Consider the following 19,841-nt stretch of genomic DNA (forward strand, 5'->3'; position numbering starts at 1 on the left):
ACAAAAACTGTAGCAAAAATGAACAGATCAAAAAAGCGCAACCGGTTGCATTAAGCGTGAACAAAATCCCATTTTATGAAGTTAGGCTTACTTTTTATCGTTGACATTAATTTAAAACCGACTCAAATGAGAATAAATATCAAATGAAAGATTAATTTAAATTTAGACCTTCATTAATTTATTTCGCATAGATTAAATTTAAAACATTCTCCCAGTCAGCAAATATTCACATTGCAGAACACCAACAACAATCGCTCTATTTTTATCAAAATAGGCCGTAGCATTATCGAATTAACAACTAATTTGTAATTAAACATAAGCAATGACTAACAGTGCATCGCAAGCTTAAATATTACTATTCACTGGTATTGACCAATATTATGAATTCATCATTTAATGGCTTTACTGATTGATATTAAAGCTATTTAGAATGCGATTTTCTTCAAAACACAATAATTCTGTCATGTTAGCTTCATCAAATCAGTCGACTATTCATTCATCTTTTCAAATGGAAATGGCTATGAAAAAACACCTTTTACTTGCCGCGATGCTCATGAGCTCTGCATCGGCGATGGCAACGACCGATTTTGCCCAGATTGATACTTACACCATTAAAGCCAATCATGACTATCTATCGGGGATCCCGAGCACCAACAGTAATGGCACCGTGAATGCCATCATTGAAATTCCAACTGGTGACAATGAAAAGTGGGAAGTTAGCAAGCGCGACGGCTCTATCATTAACTGGGAATTTAAAAACGGTCAGCCGCGTGTTGTTCACTACCTAGGCTATCCTGGGAACTACGGCACGATTCCAAGCACTGCCCTACCTAAATCGCTCGGAGGGGATGGTGACCCATTGGATATCTTAGTGCTCGGTTCTGCAATGGAGAGGGGCAGTGTTGCACCTGTTCGTGTGATTGGTGGCCTAAAAATGCTAGATGGGGGCGAGCAGGATGACAAACTGATTGCGGTTCCAGTAGTTGAGCAATCACCTTTTAAAGATGTTGAAACGATCGAAGCACTGCAAGAGCAATATCCCGGCGTCGTAGATATCGTCAAGATATGGTTTGATAACTACAAAGGCCCAGATGGCGAAATAGAAGTGCAAGGAATCATGTCGAGTAAAGAGGCAACTAAAGTACTTAATCAGGCCATTAGTCACTATAAGCCATAGTTCTTTGTCGTAGCTCTTAGTCGTATTGACGTCAAAAGCTCACCATAACTGGTGAGCTTTTATTTTTTAAGTGCTTTAGTCAGTGTCACTTCACTAGAATTTGATTAACTTGTGCGGAGGCTCAAATCGATGCGTTCTCGAGAGAGTGCGCAATAACCTAACTCAAATGAAAGCTTGTTAATAAATCTCTTTAAAGCAAAGGTCATTATGAGTTAAGCGCTGTTTATCTAACTCTCAAAAATCAATTATTGATCAAACGAAACTCAGTTAAGGTTAAGATTGCGTTCTCCAGAACACCTAAACCTAAAATACTGTATCCATAAAAGTTCGGTACGATTGATTCACGAAACTCTTCAATCTCTGTAATCGGAGCCTTACCCATTACTAGTCGATCCGATATATTTTTCAGCATATTGCGAGTTTCGCGATCAAGCGGATCTAGGGTTTCACTGAAGCCAGAAACCGACTGATACAAGCGACTAAACTCCCCGCCAGTGTTTGACTCTATGTAATAAGAGACTGACGGCGAATAGTTTGCTAGGACATCGTTAGTTCCTAATTGGTTAAATGACACTTCAAGCAAAGCGTTACCACCAGGGTGCTCGCTGGTATTTGGCTTAAAACCTGGTTTAGGAAAGACTAGAAACGCCACTATAGCGTGATCTTGCGTTACCGCAGATAAAATAAAACGTTTATCATCGTAGTATTCAATCGAGCGACCATTGACGTCCTCTTTAATATAAACCGGAGCGCCAAAGTGCTCATCTAATACCGCTTTAGATGCACGAATATAGATATGATCTAACTTATTGTGAGACGGGATATCAGTAAATTGTGACAGGGTAAAGTTGGACATCTTCTCCACAGCATCCCATGAGTCATTGATACCACCTAATGCGATAACAACAATTGAAACAAAAGTAATCGTTTTCGCCCATTTCTCGCGAACTTTCTCTCTAATATTATGTTGTGAGTTAGAGATATTTTGAGGAACTTCAGTGTTAGCCATCTGGTTACTACCTTTAAATCTTTTACGTCCCATACCATTTGAATTTTCTATATGCTGTAAACGTTTATAGCATCGCAAAATAGTCAGTAACGGTCCAAAAACAAACCTAGCTTCTTTGGCTGACTATCTGCAAAAAACAAATCCACTTATTGGGTTATTAGCACTCCAAAATGCATCAATATGATGCCAAACTTGCCGTCACTCTAGATAAGTAGGTTCTAGTTTCAACGTATGGTAAACGCTCCAAAAGCTGATGATAGACTTCTTCAGGCGTCATCGTATTGATGATGTCCATTGCATTATTGAGATTGATAGCTCCATCAGGGTTAAACGCTCGACCAACATTGCCAGCTCCCGTGTTGTAAGCGGCAATCATGCAATAGGTTCTACTCTGTTTATCCTTAATCTTACTGAGATAATTCTCTTGTAAAATACGTAAGTAAGCGGCTCCGGTCTCGACATTAATTTCCGGAATAAATAGTTCATCCTCAGTCATAGGTGCATCGATTTTTCTAAACTTACGATTAACATCATGACCAGCACTTGTAGGGACAATTTGCATCAACCCGTAAGCAGGAGCACCAGACACAACCCTTGGACGAAATGAAGACTCATTATGCATAATTGCCATAATTAAAGCGGTTTCAACGCCCCACTTTTTGCCTTCTTTGACTGCTAAAGGACGGTACTTAGCCGCCGCCTCACTTAGACTATCATTAGGGAGTTTGACGGTATAAGTTACGACCTTTTTTTCAGCCTTTGTTGGTAAAACTTTTTCCACGACCGGTTCAGAGATAGGCTTCACATTAACGTCTGATTTCACCGACTCAACGGCAGACTCTGGCTTAACGCTTTGGGCTTGAGCTACAGTTTCAACATTAATCCCAAGTTGTTCACGCTTTGCAGTAAACTGAGCACTAATAGCCACAACACGCTGAGTGGCGGACTGGATCAATGCTAATTTTTTATCTTGAGTACGTTGATAAATATAATCCGCTGGTGCGCCTGTATTCGCGGCAATCAAGCGATCGGCTTGAACATCCAACTGACGCATCTGTGTTTGCACTTGATCAAATACAAACTGTTTTTCTTTTTGCTCTTGCTTTAACGAATAATCAACTAACGCTTCCTGCTTTATCGCATGCTTGAGCGAAATAGTCTGCCCATCAATTTCAAATTGCTGAGCTGATTTTAGTCCGCTATCTTTTTGATCTACATCGACAAGCACTGAGACAATCGCCGTATTACTTTGATAATCGATGATCTTTTTAACATCACCATTGTACTCCACCGTTTTGGTGGCACTAGACACTTCACCGCTGCCCCACTTATCAATGAGGACAGCACGTTGCTTATCTTGGTTTGCCGTATAGTCATCTCGCCATGCTTCATATTGCGAAAAGTATTGATCTAGCCATTGATGAAATTCGGCGATTTTCTGTTTTTGCGGTGTATTCATTTTGTTGATTGCGTTTCTCAAATCATCAAAGGGCTCTTCAGCATTCGATAAAGGCGAAAATACTAGCGCTACCGCAGCAGCCATTAATGAAATATTTTTTCTGACCATGACTAACCTCTAACCCGATAAAAAACGAGGTTATCTAATGACAACCTCGTAATAATTAACCTAAAAATATAGGAGTTAACGTGTCTATTGCTGCTTCATACTCTCTAAAGCTTGCTGGAGTTCTTTGGCTGCTTGTTCGCTATTGAACGTATCCCAAAGCTTAGAGTCATTATTTAACTCATCAACTGCCTTAGAGATATTGGCGTTATAGGTCGCCTGATCCATGCCGATCAATAGGTAAAGCCCTCCTTTCGGACTTACCATACTCATTTGAATTCGCGCACCGCTTAAAGACTGAGAAACGACGTTTTCTGTAATATCTTCAATTTTTTCATGCACTGACTCTAGTGCCGCATCCTCAACACCACTTGTTACCGAGGAGTCCATCAATTGGCTAAATTTATTACTCACTTGAGCTTTTAACTGAGCAGCCAAAATGACTTGAGCGTTTGCTAGCGCAACCTTCTTCATTATCCCCATACCAGCTGCACTTTTCTTCGCATAGCCAGTTGCTGAAATAGCGAGATCGGTCGGGGTAATATCACAAACCCAACCAGGTGCGTTCTCAGATGGTGAGTCAGGGAAAGTACATGCAGCAAAATCTTGGCTTTGCTCAACCGTTTGAATATTTGAACAAGCGGACAAAAGAAGCGTTAGGCTTGCGGCTACAAGAGTTTTATTAATCACAACTAATCCTCAATATTTTAGTTATTTAACGTACAAGAAACGTCGTACCAATTACATTTAGGTACAAAACGGGCGTGGTCGCCTTTTCTCACTTGCTCGCCAATTTCATCTGCAACATCAACCCAAGAGTGCTTGGCACCAACGGCATTAATTTCATTGTCAATCACATAACCTTCACCCAGTGGATACATTTCTAGCTCGCCATCATCTGACTTATAGATCTGTGAGAAAATAATTGGAGAATTAGGCTGGATATTTTTGTTCTTACCCATCGAGATTTTTAGCTGCATGCCCTCACCACATTGACGCATCTCCATAACCGTTGCCGAAGGCGCAAGTACCTTCTGCAAGGCAAGGCTTTGTTCGATAGAGCTTTGTGCTGAATCTATCGCCATACCGATGTACTTACCGTGGGTAATTGGACAATCAGAATCATTTGTTTCTGTTTTTGAGGTATCACTGCCCTCAAGCTCAATGCGTTGAATTAAACGCATTTCAGGAAGAGATACAACTTTCAACGTTGTCTTCACTTCTGTTCTGAAATCACAATGTGCAGGTGTTACTTTAGTCTCACCTTTTTTATTCTTGTAAGTATCTCGTTCGGTGAAGCTATAAAAAAGATTACTTGCAGTAACTTCTGAAATAATGGCGATATCCGCGATTGGAACGCCATTGGTATTGTAGCGTCCACTCTGCTCAGCAAGTTTGATTTCATTTTTTAATTTGCTCGCCAGCTTACGATCAATAAGATCACTGCCCGATTGAGTGACTGTCGCCTCCAGATCGTTCAAAATCACAGCTTGAAGACGCTGTTTCGCTGAATCGCTAAAAGCCATATCCACTGGTAATACAATTACTTTAATATCTTCAGAGTTCTTCGATTGCACTTCAGCGGCATCAAGGTCAACTCGAGAATTTGGATTGCACACCACTGAACTTGTCACGCACCCAGACAATACAGACACTAATGCCGCTGCCACTAACGTTTTCTTTAACACTACATCACTCCGTAACGTTTATTATTTATAGTTATTTAAAGCCTAATGAGGACCAGATACCCATATCTTCGACCTGCTGTCCAAAGTGGCGTTCAGCCCCTTCATGAGACAACTTGAAATTAGACATAGAATTGGCGGTCGAAATTATTTCATTGCTTGCTAGCGTCTTACCTGTGCGATTTTTCAAGGTTATCTGGGTCAATTTAGTGGTGATATACGCGTCACCAACGCGATTGCGGCGATAATCAGAATCCATCACGAGTTGATGAGTAACCGCATTTGACCAGCGCTGGGTCGTTTTGATCTCTTCCGGGTTAAAGCTTTGCACTACTAGGTCTGCGCTTTTCACATCTTTAGCATCTGCTTTGATATAAATAAGTAGGCTAGATTTCACTTGAGAAACGGTGCGAGTTACCTTGTTTACAGACGAAGAAAATGAGCGTTTTTGCCCCATAGAGTCGAGAATAGCGAGACGAAGGTAATACTCAGCGAGCGTCACTGAGTAATCTTGATTGGCTAACCACCAAGTGAGCTTATCTTGATACTGGTATTCATTGATTAAGCGAATGGCATTTTGTTCTATTTGATCTAATTCATTATTGAGTTGTTGCTTGATGGCATCGCGCTTAACTCGAACTTGCGCATAGTAAGTGCGTTCGTTTTTATCCGTATTTAAGAATTCGGCTCCCGAGAGAACTAAGCGTGCAGATTCAACGATCATTCGATTTTTAATCGTTTCACGATTGAACTCTGTGTCATTATGAGTACGGTGCTCGACACTTTGCATAAAGCTTGAATTTACTTGTGTCCAAAGCTGCTCATTGACTTGAGTAAGCGCAGAATTTTTGGCCGAACTTAAGCCAAACCCTTCACCGACAGCATAAATATATTGAGGATCATGTTTCATCTCCCCTAAGTACCAATCGGGAACTGATGTGGATTGACAGCCAGAAATTGCTAACGCAAAAAGAAACAACGATATTTTGGTTTTCATAACAATCCGCTATAAGATTCAGGAAGAGTAAAAACTTAACAGACTGTTATTTAGGAAAATAATCTGCGACCATCATACAATCAACAGAGGATTATCGTAAAAAAAACGATCAACACAACATTTGTTATGAGGTTAAATGTCAGGACAACGTTGTATTTTTGACAATTTTGCGTCAGATCACGAATTTGTGATATTGACTCCATTACTGGATAACAAAAACCGCCAATTACGTTATCCAACAGTTTTCACAAAAAAAACATCCCGATAATCATAATTCTTTGTATTTAAAATAAAACCAGCCGATCGCAAATCTGAATTAAACTGGTATTTAGGGGCTGCACGCAGAGGCTTCATCGACTCTCCGTAATTCTACGACCTTGTTGCGTTGACTGTACAAAAGACAGATACAACAAAGCCCCGACTGTCATCGAGGCTTTGCTGCAAAAAATATAACGCTGGCATTAGGCTTACAAACGAATCAATTCCAATGCTCTAAAAACTAACAGCAACCGCTTAGCATTGACTTAATACTATGGAGCTGGACAAATTATGTCATGAAAAAATATCGCATAACCTTTTATTCAGAACACAGCCTGTACACCATCAAATAGCATACTTAGCCCACCAACCAAAAAGAAAATACCTTTCACTGCATTCCAAAGTCTTTTAGGTACTGATTTGTTATACAGCGCTCCAGCACAAAAAAGAGCGCCAATAAGCGAGCATAGAGTTCCCCACATAAAATCATCGACGACAGGAGTGAAAATCACCGCATCCTGTATGCCTTCTGTGATAAATTTATATCCAACCACGCCCACAAAGCTGAGAAGTCCAATAAATATAATAAATTTAATAGGTAATGTTCTGTTACTTGTCATTTTGCGCTCAACTAAAGGTAACGTTTTATTGGTTATCGATATCATTAAAATGACTGATAAGGAAAAATAACGAGAGACTTTTTATATTATATCAGATACAACAAAGCCCCGACGTGAGTCGAGGCTTTATCGTTTAAATATGGTACCGGTAGGCGGACTTGAACCGCCACGCCCGAAGGCAACGGATTTTGAATCCGTCGTGTATACCAATTTCACCATACCGGCATTATCTTGGGGCATTGCCCTTTCGATGATTGGCATTATACGTAACAACGCGCGTCGTGCAAGTGTAAAAAACTGAATTACCAACCGTTTGATGATAATTTCGCCATAAAGCACCAAGCTGTGCGCAAGCTCTCTTTTCACAAGCGTTTTGAAACATTATCCTGACGCCTTATTTACCGTTTGAGAACCCATTATGAGCAACCACCAGCCACTTCCATCTGCAGGCTTAATGCGACGCCTAGGCGCGCTGTTTTACGATAGCTTGATTATTATCGCCATTGAGATGTTGGCCGCTGGCGTTGTCGTTGCCGTGTTGCAAGCCTTAATGGCGCTTAATCTGGTCAATATCGCCCCGTATGCTGATATTGGCGACTTCTTGTCGAATAACCCGATCTGGAGTCCTATCTTTACTTTCTACCTTGCGGCAGTTTGGGTGTACTTCTTTGTTTTCTTCTGGACTCGTGCAGGACAAACACTGGGTATGCGCGCTTGGAAACTGCAAGTGCGCAACTTGGATGGTGGTCGCATTACGGTCACTCAAGCATTAATCCGCCTAGCGACGTCTGGATTTGGTTTAGCTAACCTTGCCGTACCACTCGATCCACAAAAGCGGGGCTTTCATGATATTTGGGCCAAGACCCAAGTGGTCGTGCTGCCAAAGGCACAATAGTCGATCTCTGGTGCGAAACACCAATATAAAAAAGGAAGGCCTCGGCCTTCCTTTTTATTTTAAATCAAAACTTGGCGAATAAACGCTATCGATTAATCGACGCGAAGCTCATTGAGCATTTCAGCCGGTAGAGCAAGATCGTCATTCTTATTCACTGAAATGCCCGCGGCGATAATTGCTTGCGCAATCTGTTTCGCTTCTTCTAGTGAGTGCATCGCTGCAGTACCGCACTGGTATTCATTCAGCTCAGGGATTTTGTTCTGACTTTCAACCGTCAACACGTCAGCCATTGCAGCAAGCCATGCCGTCGCAACTTGTTGTTCACTCGGCGTACCAATCAAGCTCATGTAAAAACCCGTACGACACCCCATTGGCGAAATATCAATAATTTCTACCGCATCACCATTAAGGTGATTACGCATAAAGCCGGCGTATAGGTGCTCTAAGGTGTGAATACCCTTCTCTGACAAGATGTCTTTGTTTGGCGCAGTAAAACGCAAATCAAACACAGTAATGGTGTCGCCTTTTGGCGTTGTCATGGTTTTCGCAACACGCACAGCCGGTGCATGCATGCGGGTATGATCGACAGTAAAGCTATCTAGTAGTGGCATTGTCCTTCTCCTGCTGGCTAGAAAAACCAGCTTCTATTGTTTTCCAACTCTTGGCGGCACTGTTTAAGTTGCCAACCGTAATCCTTTGCTTGTTGCTCTACTCGACGAGCGACTTTTATCAATGAGGGCTTAGCTTGATAGGTTTTACGCTTATAACCACCACGACCTTCGTGATAAGCCAGATATTGATTGTAAGGATCCCATTTTGAAATCCCCAATTGCTTTTGGGTTTCACTGGTATACCAACCAATAAACATCAATGCATCATCGAAACTGGTGCGTGAACCGCCATGACCAGTCGCTTTTTGAAAATCTTCCCATGCAGGATCTTGTGCCTGTGCATAGCCGTAGGCACTGCTCACTCGCCCCCATGGGATAAACCCTAACAGGTAATCTTTAGGGGGTCGAGCATCATGGCGGAAACTGCTTTCTTGCTTAACAAATGCCATCGCAATGTTAATTGGAGTGCCCCATTCTTCTTGCATGTCCACCGCATCATCGTACCAACTAGGGTTTTCACGGAAGATAGAACAGATATTACTTTGATTCGCTGGCGGCGGGGTGGCGCAACCAGCAAGGCTGGTTACGCCAATCAATAGCGCCAGTTTGAGAATCCTTTCTTTGTGCATAATGACAGCTTTATTTCTACTTTAGATAGGCGAAGTAGTCTTCTAGGAATTGTTCAAAGTCTTGAGTGTCTGACGCTTCTAATGCAGCTTGCGCTTCACGAGAGCGAGCGACCTCTTGTTCCATTTTCTCTTGATTGTAATAGCCGTATTGATGAGCAAGATGCTTCTCGCGGTATTGCTTACCAAAAGTACAACCGAGTCCACCAAGGCCACCTAAACGTTTGGTGTCTTCTAGCAATTGACCAGAAATCGTTAGCTCTGGATTATCAATCCAAGCCATCAGCTTGTCGCATACTGCTTGATATTCATTGCCACCGAGTGCTTTATCCATCTGCACAGCCACTTGTGTTAGCTCGGCAAATACGCGTTTCGCCCACTCTTGTAGGGTCAGAGTTTCACCTTTACAGCCGATTTGCAGTTCAAGGCCAACTTTACGACCTTCAACGATGACCTTATTCCAGTTCTCACGCCAGCATGCTTGCTCGCAGAAATCCATTGGGTCGGAATCGGTCAGTGCTGCCCAAGCGAGGAACAAATCAAGGAAGCGGATTTGGTCTTTGTCTAGGCCAATAGAACTGTATGGGTTAACGTCTAATGAACGTACTTCAATGTATTCCACACCGGCACGAGTAAGTGCTTCTGACGGCTTCTCGCCATCTTGGGCTACGCGCTTTGGTCGAATTGGTGCATAAAGCTCATTTTCGATTTGCAATACATTGCTATTTAGCTGACGGTATTCACCATCGACTTTTACGCCAATTTCAGCAAACTCTTGTGAAGGTGTGCGAATAGCACTGTTCAATCCTTCTAGATATTGCTCGATGCTATTAAAGCCGATTTTCAATACGCTTTGCGCACTGTTGGTATAACCCAAGTCGCTTAAACGCAGAGACGTTGCTTGCGGCAAAAACAGCGTTTGGCCGATATTTTCAAACGGTAGTTTGGTGTCACGTCCTTTAATAAACGATGGGCACAATGCCGGTGACGCACCAAAGAAGAACGGAATTAACCAACCAAAGCGGTAGTAATTACGAATCAAAGCAAAATAGCCATCTGACTTGGTCGCTTGACGCGCCGCTTCATCTTGCTCGCCATACAACTGATCCCAGAACGTTTCTGGAAAAGAGAAGTTAAAATGCACACCTGAGATGATCTGCATTAAGCTACCATAGCGACGTTTAAGGCCTTCGCGGTATAACGTTTTCATTTTACCGGAATTCGAATCACCGTATTGGGCGAGATTGATATCTTGCTCGTCTCCAACATAACAAGGCATTGAAAGTGGCCACATCTTTTCTTCACCCAATTTGGTTTGAGTAAAGTGATGAATGTCTTCAAGTTGTGCTACTAGAGTATCAATGTCACGTGAAACTGGGGTGATAAACTCAAGTAGCGACTCTGAAAAGTCCGTCGTAATCCATTTGTTTGCGTAAGCTGAACCCAATCCATCTGGGTGCTGAGTTGTAGAAAGTTTGCCATCTTGCTTGTAACGCAAGGTTTCTCTTTCCACGCCACGACCGAAAGTCTTAAACACTTCGGGATTACGGGACACTCGCTCTAATCGCGTAGCAAAATCTGTCAAAATGGGATCGCCTATGTTGATTGTTCTGCGTAAAAAACCAGAACTGGCTAGTTAACTTTGAAGAGCGGCAGGGTCTGCCGCTCTACGTATCCACTCTTAATGTGTCCTTTAATGGACAATTTCAAGCTCTTGGACTGGAATCTGTAATGATTCCAGTTGCGGTTTCAAGCGTGTTGCATCACCGACCACGATAATTTGGTAGTCACTTGGGTCAAACCATTTCTTCGCCAAAGCATCGAGGGTGGTTTTATCGACTCGCTCAACAATCTCATTACGTTGCTGTAAATAATCCTCATCTAAGCTATATGAGAGAATACTTCCCAACAAGTTGGTCTTCTGTGAGGGTGTTTCATATTTTAGTGCATCTTGTTGACCGACGGCCAAGCGTAAAAATTTCATTTCTTGCTCTGTCAGGCCTGATTGACTAAAACGCGTTAACTCACTCTGCATCTCTTTAATCGATGCAACCGTCGCGTCGGCACGCACTTGAGCCGAAAATACCACAGCCCCAACCTCACGGTTTGAAGCCAGATAGCCACTTGCACCATAAGTGTAGCCCTTGTCTTCACGTAAGTTTTGGTTCAAGCGGCTATTAAAGTTACCCGCTAGATTAAAATTAGCGAGTTGGGTGAGAAAAACTTCGCCCGTGGCATCAAAAGGTAGGCCCTGACGCACCATGCGTACGATACTTTGCGGTGCTCCCGGCTTATCCACTAGGTAGATTGATTGCCCTTTGAGTGGCTTCACCAATTGTGGTCTCAGCAATGGCGCAGGATCACCATGCCAACCATCAATAAAACGCAATTGTTCGGTGATGGCCTTTTGCTTCATATCACCAACCACGACAATCTGTGTACCTTGTGGCGTGTACTGTTTGCGATAAAACTGCTTCACATCATCCAAGCTCAGCCCTTGAATTGATGAAGCGGTGCCATCGCTAGCACGTTGATAGATCGAACCATCAAACAACACTTGACGTGTTGCTTGCGACGCTAACCAACTTGGCTTTTGATGTTGATAGACCACACCTTCAAGCATCTGTTTTTTAACTCGCGCGAAATCTTGTTCATTAAACGCTGGTTTTGACAGAACCTCTTCAACAACCGCCAACGTTTGTGGCAGGTATTTCTCTAAGCTCGAAATGGAAATTGTACTGGTGTAATTGCCCGCATTAATCGACACATGACTACCAATTTTATCCAAGCGTGCTTGTAGCTCTTCCAGACTGGAATCTATCGTTCCTTCTTGCAACATTGCCGCCGTCAGGTTCGCAAGGCCTTCTTTACCTCGTGGTACGTAGCGTTCACCCGCCGGGAAACGAATATCCATCTGCACCGTTGGCGTTTCATCACTAACCGTACCTAGCAGTTCAACACCATTATCGAAGTAGACTCGATACAAGGTTGGCATTTGCGCTTTCACCGGCTCAGCCACCGTTGGCATGATTGCGCGATCAAAATCATCGACTGCATGGCGATAATTGAGATCACCTTCGGTAATTTTTTGATACTCGGGTAGCTGACGCTCTGGAGTGACAAAGCTTGCCGGCGCAACAGCAAAATCAAGTTTACCTTGCGGTACGACACTCAAGGTCACTTTGTGATGACCATTGACGTATTGCTTGTAAGCCGCCATCACCGAGTCAGAGGTCACCAGGCGAATATTAGCCAGTTGAGACTGCAAACGGTCCGGTTCACCATAGAAGGTCTCATTGGACGCGAGCTGGCTGACTTTGCCTTTTACGCTTTGCAGCGCAAAGACAGCATCCGCTTCAGCCATGCCTCTAATTTGTTCCAAGCGCTCTTGGCTAATGCCTTGTGCCTCAAACTGTGCCAGTACCTGCATCACTTCATTATATAGCGGTTGCAACTGGCCTTTTTTACCTGATGGCGCCATCGCATAGACATAAAAGTTACATGACAATTCAGCACAATCTTGGAATGCACCTGCATCGACCGCTTTTTGCGTTTTAACTAATTTCTGATAGAGCAGTGAGTTCGCGCCCTCACCCAACGCTGAAGCTAATGCGCTCAGGGCCATTTCATCTTGATGACCGCGATATTGCGTTGGCCAGCCAATCACCACCATTGGTTGCTGAATTTTGTCCTCTAAGGTGATGTATTTATCTTGGTTTAGCTGCGCAGGTTGCTTCGGCGCATTTTCAACCGCAGGGCCTTCTGGAATAGAACCAAAATACTTGTTTACCCACTCGAGTGTCTGATCGACATCAATATCACCACCGATGGTCAAAACGGCATTATTAGGCCCATACCAACGTAGGAAGAATGCTTTGAGATCGTTAACGTCCACACGGTCAAGATCCTCTACATAACCAATAGTTTGCCATGAATAAGGGTGGCCTTCCGCGTACATCGCCTCACCCATTTTTTCCCACATCAAACCATAAGGGCGGTTATCAAAGTTTTGTGCACGTTCGTTTTTAACCGTATCACGCTGAATTTCAAATTTTCGTTGTGAAACGGCATCAAGCAAAAAGCCCATGCGATCAGATTCAAGCCACAACATTTTTTCCAGTTGATTGGCTGGAACGGTTTCAAAATAGTTGGTTCTATCGCGGTTGGTGGTGCCATTTAAGCTGCCACCGGCTTCGGTGATCAGACGAAAATGTTCTTGATCACCAACGTGCTCGCTACCTTGGAACATCATATGTTCGAAAAAGTGTGCAAAGCCGGATTTACCAATCTCTTCACGTGCTGAACCAACATGGTAAGTCACATCAACATGAACCAGCGGATCGGAATGATCAGGGGTTAAGATCACCGTCAGTCCGTTATCCAGTTGGTATTTGCTGTATGGGATGGTTGCTTTACCAGCAACCGCATCAACCTCTTCGATTAAGGTGACACCTTGTGGCAGCGAGGAAAAAAACGGTACGGAATAATCGATATTGCTGGTGCAGCCAGCGAGAGTGGCCAGAGAAAATGCACCAAGTAAAAATTTCTTCATCGTATTTCCTTAGAAAAAACCGTAATAAAGCGCGGTAAGAAGTGTGTAACGGAATGCTTTGCCAATCAATATAAGCCAAAACGATGGCCAAAATCGCATCCGTAACCACCCTGCCGCTAAACATAAAGGATCACCAATGATCGGTAACCAACTAAACAGCAATGACCAGTAGCCGTATTTCTGCAGCCAATGCATGGCTTTATGACCATGCTTTTCATTCTGAGTTCTATTAGGCAGCCACAGCCCTAACCAATAATTGGTTAAACCACCTAAAGTGTTGCCGATAGTCGCAACAGCAATAATCATAACGGCAGAATATTGGTTGAGGCTTAGCGTCGCAATCAACCCAGCCTCAGATCCACCGGGTAATAAGGTTGCACTAAGAAAACCACTAAAAAAGAGTACCCATAGGGCTGAATCTGAAAACCATAAAGCGAAAGATTGAAACGCGGTATTGAACGTTTCTAGCATTGCATATCCAACAAAATTTTTCCTCGTGTGTGCCCAGTTTCCATTTGTTTATGGGCCTCCACTACCTGATCCATTGGGTAGATATGATAAATTTCTGTTTTCAACAAACCGATACTCACCATATAAAGCATGGTATCTAATTGCTGAGGGTTGGGATCGACTAACATTCCCGTCGCATCGAAGCCGAGCAAGTGCGCTTTTTCACAGATCAATTCTGCACTTAAAGTGGGTAGTGTTACCACTTTTGCCCCATCTTTAAGGCACTTCAATGCATCTAACGCCGCCTCCCCACCGACAAGATCAATCAACACATCGGCTTCTTCAACGCGTTCAGAGGCCGGCGAAAAACGATAATTAACTGCATGAGCCCCTAATGTGGCTAAATAGTCTAAATTGGCTTCACTGCAAGTGGTAAACACTTCCGCTTTGGCTGCGACCGCTAACTGCACGGCAATATGCCCTACGCCGCCTGCACCAGCAAGGATCAATACTCGCTGTCCTTCTTGTACAGAGGCTTTGTCCAGAGCCTGTACCGCGGTTTGCCCTGCCAGAGGTAGTGCTGCCGCCGCTTCAAGCGTTACTGATTCTGGTACTGCACTTAGAGCACTTTCCGCTACGGTAACATATTGGCTGTAGCCACCACCTTGCAGTGGAAAACCAATAAAGCCCGCCACTTTATCCCCCACTTCTAACTGCTGTACATCCGAACCACATTGATACACTTCACCAGAAATATCGTAACCGAGCACCCAAGGTAGATTATCTTTATTCTGTGCAGCAGCCCATCCTAGGCCCGCACGCGTTTTTACATCAATCGGATTAACCGCTGCAAAGGCGACTTTAACCACCACTTCGCCTGCTTTTGCACTCGGTATTGCAGCTTGTCGGATACTGAGCACTTCTGGCTCGCCAAACTGTGGGATGACAACCTGTTTGTTTTCCATATCAACCAGTCCTTATTGATGTAAAAAGGGATGCCGAAGCATCCCTTGAATATATAACATTTGCTTTGCTTTAGTTAACCACTTGATCGCAATTTAACCAAGTTATTACCTAAATGATCAGCAACTTAGCGAGTAAGTTAACCAACTAGCGCCAACAAAATACCCGCCGCTACCGCCGAGCCAAGTACGCCAGCAACGTTTGGTCCCATCGCGTGCATCAGCAGGAAGTTTTGTGGGTTTGCTTCTAGGCCAACTTTATTGACCACACGCGCCGCCATTGGTACCGCAGAAACCCCCGCAGCACCAATCAATGGGTTGATGTCTTCTTTGGAGAACTTATTCAATAGTTTCGCCATTAAGACACCACCGGCCGTACCGATACTAAATGCCACTGCACCTAAGCCTAAGATACCCAGCGTTTCTAAGTTCAAAAACTCTTCCGCTTGCAGCTTTGAGCCAACACCGAGACCAAGGAAAATGGTCACAATATTGATTAACTCGTTTTGTGCAGTCTTAGACAAACGATCGACCACGCCAGCTTCACGCATCAAGTTACCAAGACAGAACATACCTACAAGTGGTGTCGCTGACGGTAGGAACAAAATCGTCATCATCAACACGGCAAGAGGAAACAGGATCTTTTCTGTTTTCCCTACGTGACGCAGTTGAGCCATTTTGATTTTGCGCTCTTCAGGAGTCGTCAATGCCTTCATGATCGGCGGTTGAATGATCGGCACTAGAGCCATATAGCTATAGGCTGCTACAGCAATTGCACCAAGCAGATCCGGCGATAACTTACTGGCGAGGAAGATTGCCGTTGGGCCATCTGCACCACCAATAATGGCAATCGATGCTGCATCTGGCATGGTGAATTCCATCCCAGGAATATAGTTAAGTAGAATCGCACCGAATAAGGTAGCAAAAATACCAAACTGAGCAGCAGCCCCTAGCCATAAGGTTTTGGGGTTAGCAATCAGCGCACCAAAGTCCGTCATTGCCCCTACACCCATAAAGATCAGCAGCGGGAATATGCCCGTATCGATACCCAAATAGTAGATGTAGTAGAGCATGCCGCCTGGCTCAGTAAAGCCAGCATTAGGGATATTTGCCAAAATGGCACCGAAACCAATCGGCAACAAGAGTAAGGGTTCAAACCCCTTACGAATGGCTAAATACAGCAGAGTACAACCAACTGCGATCATGCACAGTTGGCCAAACTCAAAGTTAGCAATGCCGGTTTCTGCCCAGAGAGTCAATAATCCTTCCATGGTACTCCCTTACGCTAAGCTTAGTAGCGGCGAGCCGACAACAACTGAATCACCTTCTTTAACATGAAGATCTTGTACGATGCCGCCACGTGCTGCGCGGACTTCCGTTTCCATCTTCATTGCTTCAAGAATCAGTAATACATCGCCTTCAGCAACTTCTGAACCACTTTGTACATTCACTTTAAAGATGTTACCGGCTAATGGTGCTGGTACCGCTTCTGCATCCCCAGCGGGTGCAGCTGCAGGCGCTGCTTTCGCTGATGCTGCACTTGGCGCGACCGACTGCAACTGACCTTGCGGGCCAACTTCAACATCGTACACTTGGCCATCAACTTTAACGCTGTAAGTTTCAATTCCACCTTGAACGGGTGCTGCAACAGGAGCGACAGGAGCTGGCTCATTACCTGGTGCAGGCTCGAAAGCTTCAGGGTTATGGCGATTTTTAAGGAATTTGAGGCCCACTTGTGGGAACAAAGCGTAAGTCAGTACATCGTCGACGGTATCTTCTGCTAGAGAAATACCCTCTTCCTTCGCTTTAACTAATAAATCATCCGTCAGCGTATGTAATTCCGCTTTTAGCAAATCAGCAGGGCGACAAGTAACAGGCTCTGCACCATCCAAAACTTTCGCTTGTAGTTCAGCGTTCACTTCCGCTGGCGCTGCGCCGTATTCACCTTTTAAGACGCCCGCCGTTTCTTTGGTGATGCTCTTATAGCGCTCGCCGGTTAATACGTTGATCACTGCTTGAGTACCAACAATTTGCGATGTTGGCGTTACCAATGGGATATAACCAAGATCTTGACGGACGCGAGGGATCTCTTCGAGTACCTCATCCATACGATCGGCTGCGCCCTGCTCTTTTAGCTGAGCTTCCATATTGGTCAACATACCGCCAGGTACTTGAGCAATCAGAATACGCGAATCAACACCCTTCATTTTGCCTTCAAATTTCGCGTATTTTTTACGTACTTCACGGAAATAAGCGGCGATAGGCTCAAGCTGCTCTAAATCTAAGTTCGTGTCGCGCTCTGTGCCTTGCAGCATTGCAACCACGGTTTCTGTTGGAGTATGTCCATAAGTACAGCTCATTGAAGAGATCGCGGTATCGAGAATATCAATGCCCGCTTCCACAGCTTTAACAGCAGTTGCAGTAGAAAGACCCGTGGTAGCATGACAGTGGAGTGCTAATGGCACATCACAAGAAGCTTTAATACGTGTAATCAACTCTTCCGCTTCATAAGGACGCAGTAGACCAGACATATCTTTAATGCATAGTGAGTGACAACCAAGATCTTCCAAGCGCTTAGCAAGGTCAACCCAAGTTTCAATCGTGTGAACAGGGCTCGTCGTGTAAGAGAGCGTGCCTTGAGCATGCGCACCAACGTCTACCGTCGCTTTGACTGCTTTCTGGAAGTTACGTACATCATTCATCGCATCAAAGATACGGAAGACATCCATGCCGTTGGCATGTGCGCGTTCAACAAACTTTTCAACCACGTCATCAGCATAGTGGCGATAACCTAAAAGGTTTTGGCCACGCAGTAACATTTGCATCGGGGTGTTTGGCATCGCTTTTTTCAGTTCGCGCAAACGCTCCCATGGATCTTCACCCAAGAAACGGATACACGCATCAAACGTAGCTCCACCCCAAGTTTCCAAAGACCAGTAACCAATTTTATCCAGCTCAGCGGCAATCGGTAACATATCTTCAATGCGCATACGCGTTGCAAATAACGATTGATGGGCGTCACGAAGTACCACATCGGTTAAAGCTAGTGGTTTAGACATGCTCATTAACTCCTTTTAAATCCTTTTTATGCTATTTCGCGGTCGAGGTACGGTACTGGTGTACCGCAGCGGAAATTGCCGCTACAACCTGTGGGCTTACAGCTGAAGATGATTGAACTTTTTTATTTTGTTTGGGGGTAGAGATCGGCTCTGGCACCTCTTCCGGTACTAATCTAGACATTAACCGAACGAGATATACGAGAATTGTGAGGAAAATAAATACCACCGACATTCCCGTTAGCATGAGAGTGGCAGCATCTAATAGTTGGCTTCCAATAGTGTCCATTTAGCGTCCTTTCTTTGTCATCCTGACAATAGCCTAAACAGTGTAATTTCTTGGGCGGTATCGAACCTTACTGCTTATGCAATTAAGCACTTACTGCGTGCTATCAATTGTCGAAAGATACATTCATTGATCCCGACAAGAGGTCTAGGATTATCTCGATTGGTTAAAGTTTGTCAATTTTGTTTAAAGCAGTCTTAACGATAAAGCACATTTCTAGGGAAATATTCGTCACACAAGTCACATAAAGCTGAAATATATCCGTCAAAAAGAATAAATAACTACTTATTATCTAACGTTATTCCAATTAGCGAATACTTGCTGCGATAGGCTTAAAAATTCTGAAATAAATACTTTCAAAACAATAAGTTGTATAGGAAGAGTGAACAAAATGATAAAATTTTGTTAATAAAAAAGCCTCGCATTTCTGCGAGGCTTTAGAAGGTGGTGCGCCCTGGAGGATTCGAACCTCCGACCGCCTGGTTCGTAGCCAGGTACTCTATCCAGCTGAGCTAAGAGCGCACATTTTTTTACTCTTTTTCCAATGGAAAAATTTCAACGCTAATTTGGTTCCGAAGAACCGTGCAAGAATGGCGGTGAAGGAGGGATTCGAACCCTCGATACGGTATTAAGCCGTATACTCCCTTAGCAGGGGAGCGCCTTCAGCCTCTCGGCCACCTCACCGTCTTGCGGAGGCACATATTACGATTTACCAAAAATATGTCAAACATTTTCTTGGTAAAAATAGCAAAAAGTCATTCAACCGTTGGCTATTTAATCAAAGCGGTGTTTATTCGAGCTTGCACGAACAAATAACTGCTTTTATTCACAAAAAAAGCTGACGCAATGCCAGCTTTTTTAAAGTAATTAGAAGTTGCCTGAAGTTGGGGCACTATTACCTTTTTCTGCCTGAATACGCATGTAGATCTCTTCACGGTGAACAGACACTTCTTTCGGAGCATTAACACCGATACGTACTTGGTTACCTTTAACACCTAGTACAGTTACGGTGACTTCATCACCAATCATTAGAGTTTCACCAACACGGCGAGTTAAAATTAGCATTCTGTGCTCCTTGAGTAATCTCTTAAAA

The 19,841-nt window shown here is 43.8% G+C and carries 18 protein-coding genes and 3 tRNA genes; 2 read left to right on the plus strand and 19 right to left on the minus strand.

The window, feature by feature from the left end:
- Positions 1 to 520: 520 nt before the first annotated feature.
- On the plus strand, positions 521 to 1,177 hold the full coding sequence (locus RJD38_RS04275) for an inorganic diphosphatase (protein ID WP_065545009.1): 657 nt from the start codon (positions 521 to 523) through the stop codon (positions 1,175 to 1,177).
- Positions 1,178 to 1,418: 241 nt separating this feature from the next.
- On the opposite strand, the gene RJD38_RS04280 is transcribed toward RJD38_RS04275, so the two are convergent.
- The 7 genes from RJD38_RS04280 to RJD38_RS04310 form a co-directional block, all read right to left on the minus strand.
- Positions 1,419 to 2,186 (minus strand): ETEC_3214 domain-containing protein, encoded by a 768-nt coding sequence (locus RJD38_RS04280; RefSeq protein WP_009388255.1) that lies wholly within the window; start codon positions 2,184 to 2,186, stop codon positions 1,419 to 1,421.
- A 175-nt stretch (positions 2,187 to 2,361) separates the two neighbouring features.
- Positions 2,362 to 3,753 (minus strand): transglycosylase SLT domain-containing protein, encoded by a 1,392-nt coding sequence (locus RJD38_RS04285; RefSeq protein WP_009388254.1) that lies wholly within the window; start codon positions 3,751 to 3,753, stop codon positions 2,362 to 2,364.
- A gap of 84 nt (positions 3,754 to 3,837) precedes the next feature.
- Positions 3,838 to 4,437 (minus strand): LPP20 family lipoprotein, encoded by a 600-nt coding sequence (locus tag RJD38_RS04290; RefSeq protein WP_065545950.1) that lies wholly within the window; start codon positions 4,435 to 4,437, stop codon positions 3,838 to 3,840.
- 20 nt (positions 4,438 to 4,457) lie between these two features.
- Complete coding sequence (locus RJD38_RS04295; RefSeq protein WP_065545008.1) at positions 4,458 to 5,438, minus strand: hypothetical protein; 981 nt, start codon at positions 5,436 to 5,438, stop codon at positions 4,458 to 4,460.
- A gap of 31 nt (positions 5,439 to 5,469) precedes the next feature.
- Positions 5,470 to 6,432 carry an LPP20 family lipoprotein gene (locus RJD38_RS04300; RefSeq protein WP_038219990.1) on the minus strand — a complete coding sequence of 321 codons (963 nt, stop codon included), beginning with the start codon at positions 6,430 to 6,432 and terminating at the stop codon, positions 5,470 to 5,472.
- A gap of 581 nt (positions 6,433 to 7,013) precedes the next feature.
- On the minus strand, positions 7,014 to 7,355 hold the full coding sequence (locus tag RJD38_RS04305; protein WP_367971402.1) for a hypothetical protein: 342 nt from the start codon (positions 7,353 to 7,355) through the stop codon (positions 7,014 to 7,016).
- 95 nt (positions 7,356 to 7,450) lie between these two features.
- A tRNA-Leu gene (locus RJD38_RS04310) sits at positions 7,451 to 7,535 on the minus strand.
- Between the two features lie 193 nt (positions 7,536 to 7,728).
- On the opposite strand from RJD38_RS04310, the gene RJD38_RS04315 reads away from it, so the two are divergent.
- Entirely contained in the window at positions 7,729 to 8,205 is a 477-nt protein-coding gene (locus RJD38_RS04315) for an RDD family protein (RefSeq protein ID WP_005593999.1), read from the plus strand.
- Between the two features lie 92 nt (positions 8,206 to 8,297).
- Here RJD38_RS04315 and luxS read toward each other — a convergent pair whose 3' ends face one another.
- The 12 genes from luxS to csrA all read right to left on the minus strand — a co-directional run bounded on the left by luxS (position 8,298) and on the right by csrA (position 19,813).
- Positions 8,298 to 8,816: an S-ribosylhomocysteine lyase gene (luxS, locus tag RJD38_RS04320; protein WP_005593998.1), complete on the minus strand. Its 519-nt coding sequence runs from the start codon at positions 8,814 to 8,816 to the stop codon at positions 8,298 to 8,300.
- 17 nt (positions 8,817 to 8,833) lie between these two features.
- The gene (locus tag RJD38_RS04325; protein ID WP_005593997.1) at positions 8,834 to 9,445 is read right to left on the minus strand and encodes a hypothetical protein; all 612 of its coding nucleotides are present in this window, start codon (positions 9,443 to 9,445) and stop codon (positions 8,834 to 8,836) included.
- Between the two features lie 16 nt (positions 9,446 to 9,461).
- Positions 9,462 to 11,027, minus strand: coding sequence for a glutamate--cysteine ligase (gshA, locus tag RJD38_RS04330; protein ID WP_005593996.1), 1,566 nt, complete (start codon positions 11,025 to 11,027; stop codon positions 9,462 to 9,464).
- Positions 11,028 to 11,135: 108 nt separating this feature from the next.
- Positions 11,136 to 13,994 (minus strand): M16 family metallopeptidase, encoded by a 2,859-nt coding sequence (locus tag RJD38_RS04335; protein ID WP_065545006.1) that lies wholly within the window; start codon positions 13,992 to 13,994, stop codon positions 11,136 to 11,138.
- Between the two features lie 9 nt (positions 13,995 to 14,003).
- Complete coding sequence (locus tag RJD38_RS04340) at positions 14,004 to 14,465, minus strand: YqaA family protein (RefSeq protein WP_005593995.1); 462 nt, start codon at positions 14,463 to 14,465, stop codon at positions 14,004 to 14,006.
- The gene (locus RJD38_RS04345) at positions 14,459 to 15,409 is read right to left on the minus strand and encodes an NADP-dependent oxidoreductase (protein ID WP_065545005.1); all 951 of its coding nucleotides are present in this window, start codon (positions 15,407 to 15,409) and stop codon (positions 14,459 to 14,461) included. The genes RJD38_RS04340 and RJD38_RS04345 overlap by 7 nt, the downstream gene beginning before the upstream one ends.
- 137 nt (positions 15,410 to 15,546) lie before the next feature.
- On the minus strand, positions 15,547 to 16,677 hold the full coding sequence (locus RJD38_RS04350; RefSeq protein WP_005593992.1) for a sodium ion-translocating decarboxylase subunit beta: 1,131 nt from the start codon (positions 16,675 to 16,677) through the stop codon (positions 15,547 to 15,549).
- 9 nt (positions 16,678 to 16,686) lie between these two features.
- Complete coding sequence (oadA, locus tag RJD38_RS04355; RefSeq protein ID WP_009388235.1) at positions 16,687 to 18,465, minus strand: sodium-extruding oxaloacetate decarboxylase subunit alpha; 1,779 nt, start codon at positions 18,463 to 18,465, stop codon at positions 16,687 to 16,689.
- A 31-nt stretch (positions 18,466 to 18,496) separates the two neighbouring features.
- The gene (locus RJD38_RS04360; protein WP_005593990.1) at positions 18,497 to 18,751 is read right to left on the minus strand and encodes an oxaloacetate decarboxylase subunit gamma; all 255 of its coding nucleotides are present in this window, start codon (positions 18,749 to 18,751) and stop codon (positions 18,497 to 18,499) included.
- A 442-nt stretch (positions 18,752 to 19,193) separates the two neighbouring features.
- A tRNA-Arg gene (locus RJD38_RS04365) sits at positions 19,194 to 19,270 on the minus strand.
- 69 nt (positions 19,271 to 19,339) lie between these two features.
- Positions 19,340 to 19,432, minus strand: a tRNA-Ser gene (locus RJD38_RS04370).
- A 183-nt stretch (positions 19,433 to 19,615) separates the two neighbouring features.
- Positions 19,616 to 19,813 (minus strand): carbon storage regulator CsrA, encoded by a 198-nt coding sequence (gene csrA, locus RJD38_RS04375; protein WP_005593989.1) that lies wholly within the window; start codon positions 19,811 to 19,813, stop codon positions 19,616 to 19,618.
- Positions 19,814 to 19,841: the final 28 nt, after the last annotated feature.

It is taken from the genome of Vibrio scophthalmi (assembly GCF_040869025.1).
GTDB classification, from domain to species: domain Bacteria; phylum Pseudomonadota; class Gammaproteobacteria; order Enterobacterales; family Vibrionaceae; genus Vibrio; species Vibrio scophthalmi.

Coding starts and splice junctions, on each gene's coding strand:
- RJD38_RS04275 (WP_065545009.1), top strand. CDS start 521: ATGAAAAAACACCTTTTACTTGCCGCGATGCTCATGAGCTCTGCATCG.
- RJD38_RS04280 (WP_009388255.1), bottom strand. CDS start 2,186: ATGGCTAACACTGAAGTTCCTCAAAATATCTCTAACTCACAACATAAT.
- RJD38_RS04285 (WP_009388254.1), bottom strand. CDS start 3,753: ATGGTCAGAAAAAATATTTCATTAATGGCTGCTGCGGTAGCGCTAGTA.
- RJD38_RS04300 (WP_038219990.1), bottom strand. CDS start 6,432: ATGAAAACCAAAATATCGTTGTTTCTTTTTGCGTTAGCAATTTCTGGC.
- RJD38_RS04305 (WP_367971402.1), bottom strand. CDS start 7,355: ATGATATCGATAACCAATAAAACGTTACCTTTAGTTGAGCGCAAAATG.
- RJD38_RS04315 (WP_005593999.1), top strand. CDS start 7,729: ATGAGCAACCACCAGCCACTTCCATCTGCAGGCTTAATGCGACGCCTA.
- luxS (WP_005593998.1), bottom strand. CDS start 8,816: ATGCCACTACTAGATAGCTTTACTGTCGATCATACCCGCATGCATGCA.
- RJD38_RS04325 (WP_005593997.1), bottom strand. CDS start 9,445: ATGCACAAAGAAAGGATTCTCAAACTGGCGCTATTGATTGGCGTAACC.
- RJD38_RS04335 (WP_065545006.1), bottom strand. CDS start 13,994: ATGAAGAAATTTTTACTTGGTGCATTTTCTCTGGCCACTCTCGCTGGC.
- RJD38_RS04340 (WP_005593995.1), bottom strand. CDS start 14,465: ATGCTAGAAACGTTCAATACCGCGTTTCAATCTTTCGCTTTATGGTTT.
- RJD38_RS04345 (WP_065545005.1), bottom strand. CDS start 15,409: ATGGAAAACAAACAGGTTGTCATCCCACAGTTTGGCGAGCCAGAAGTG.
- RJD38_RS04350 (WP_005593992.1), bottom strand. CDS start 16,677: ATGGAAGGATTATTGACTCTCTGGGCAGAAACCGGCATTGCTAACTTT.
- oadA (WP_009388235.1), bottom strand. CDS start 18,465: ATGTCTAAACCACTAGCTTTAACCGATGTGGTACTTCGTGACGCCCAT.
- RJD38_RS04360 (WP_005593990.1), bottom strand. CDS start 18,751: ATGGACACTATTGGAAGCCAACTATTAGATGCTGCCACTCTCATGCTA.
- csrA (WP_005593989.1), bottom strand. CDS start 19,813: ATGCTAATTTTAACTCGCCGTGTTGGTGAAACTCTAATGATTGGTGAT.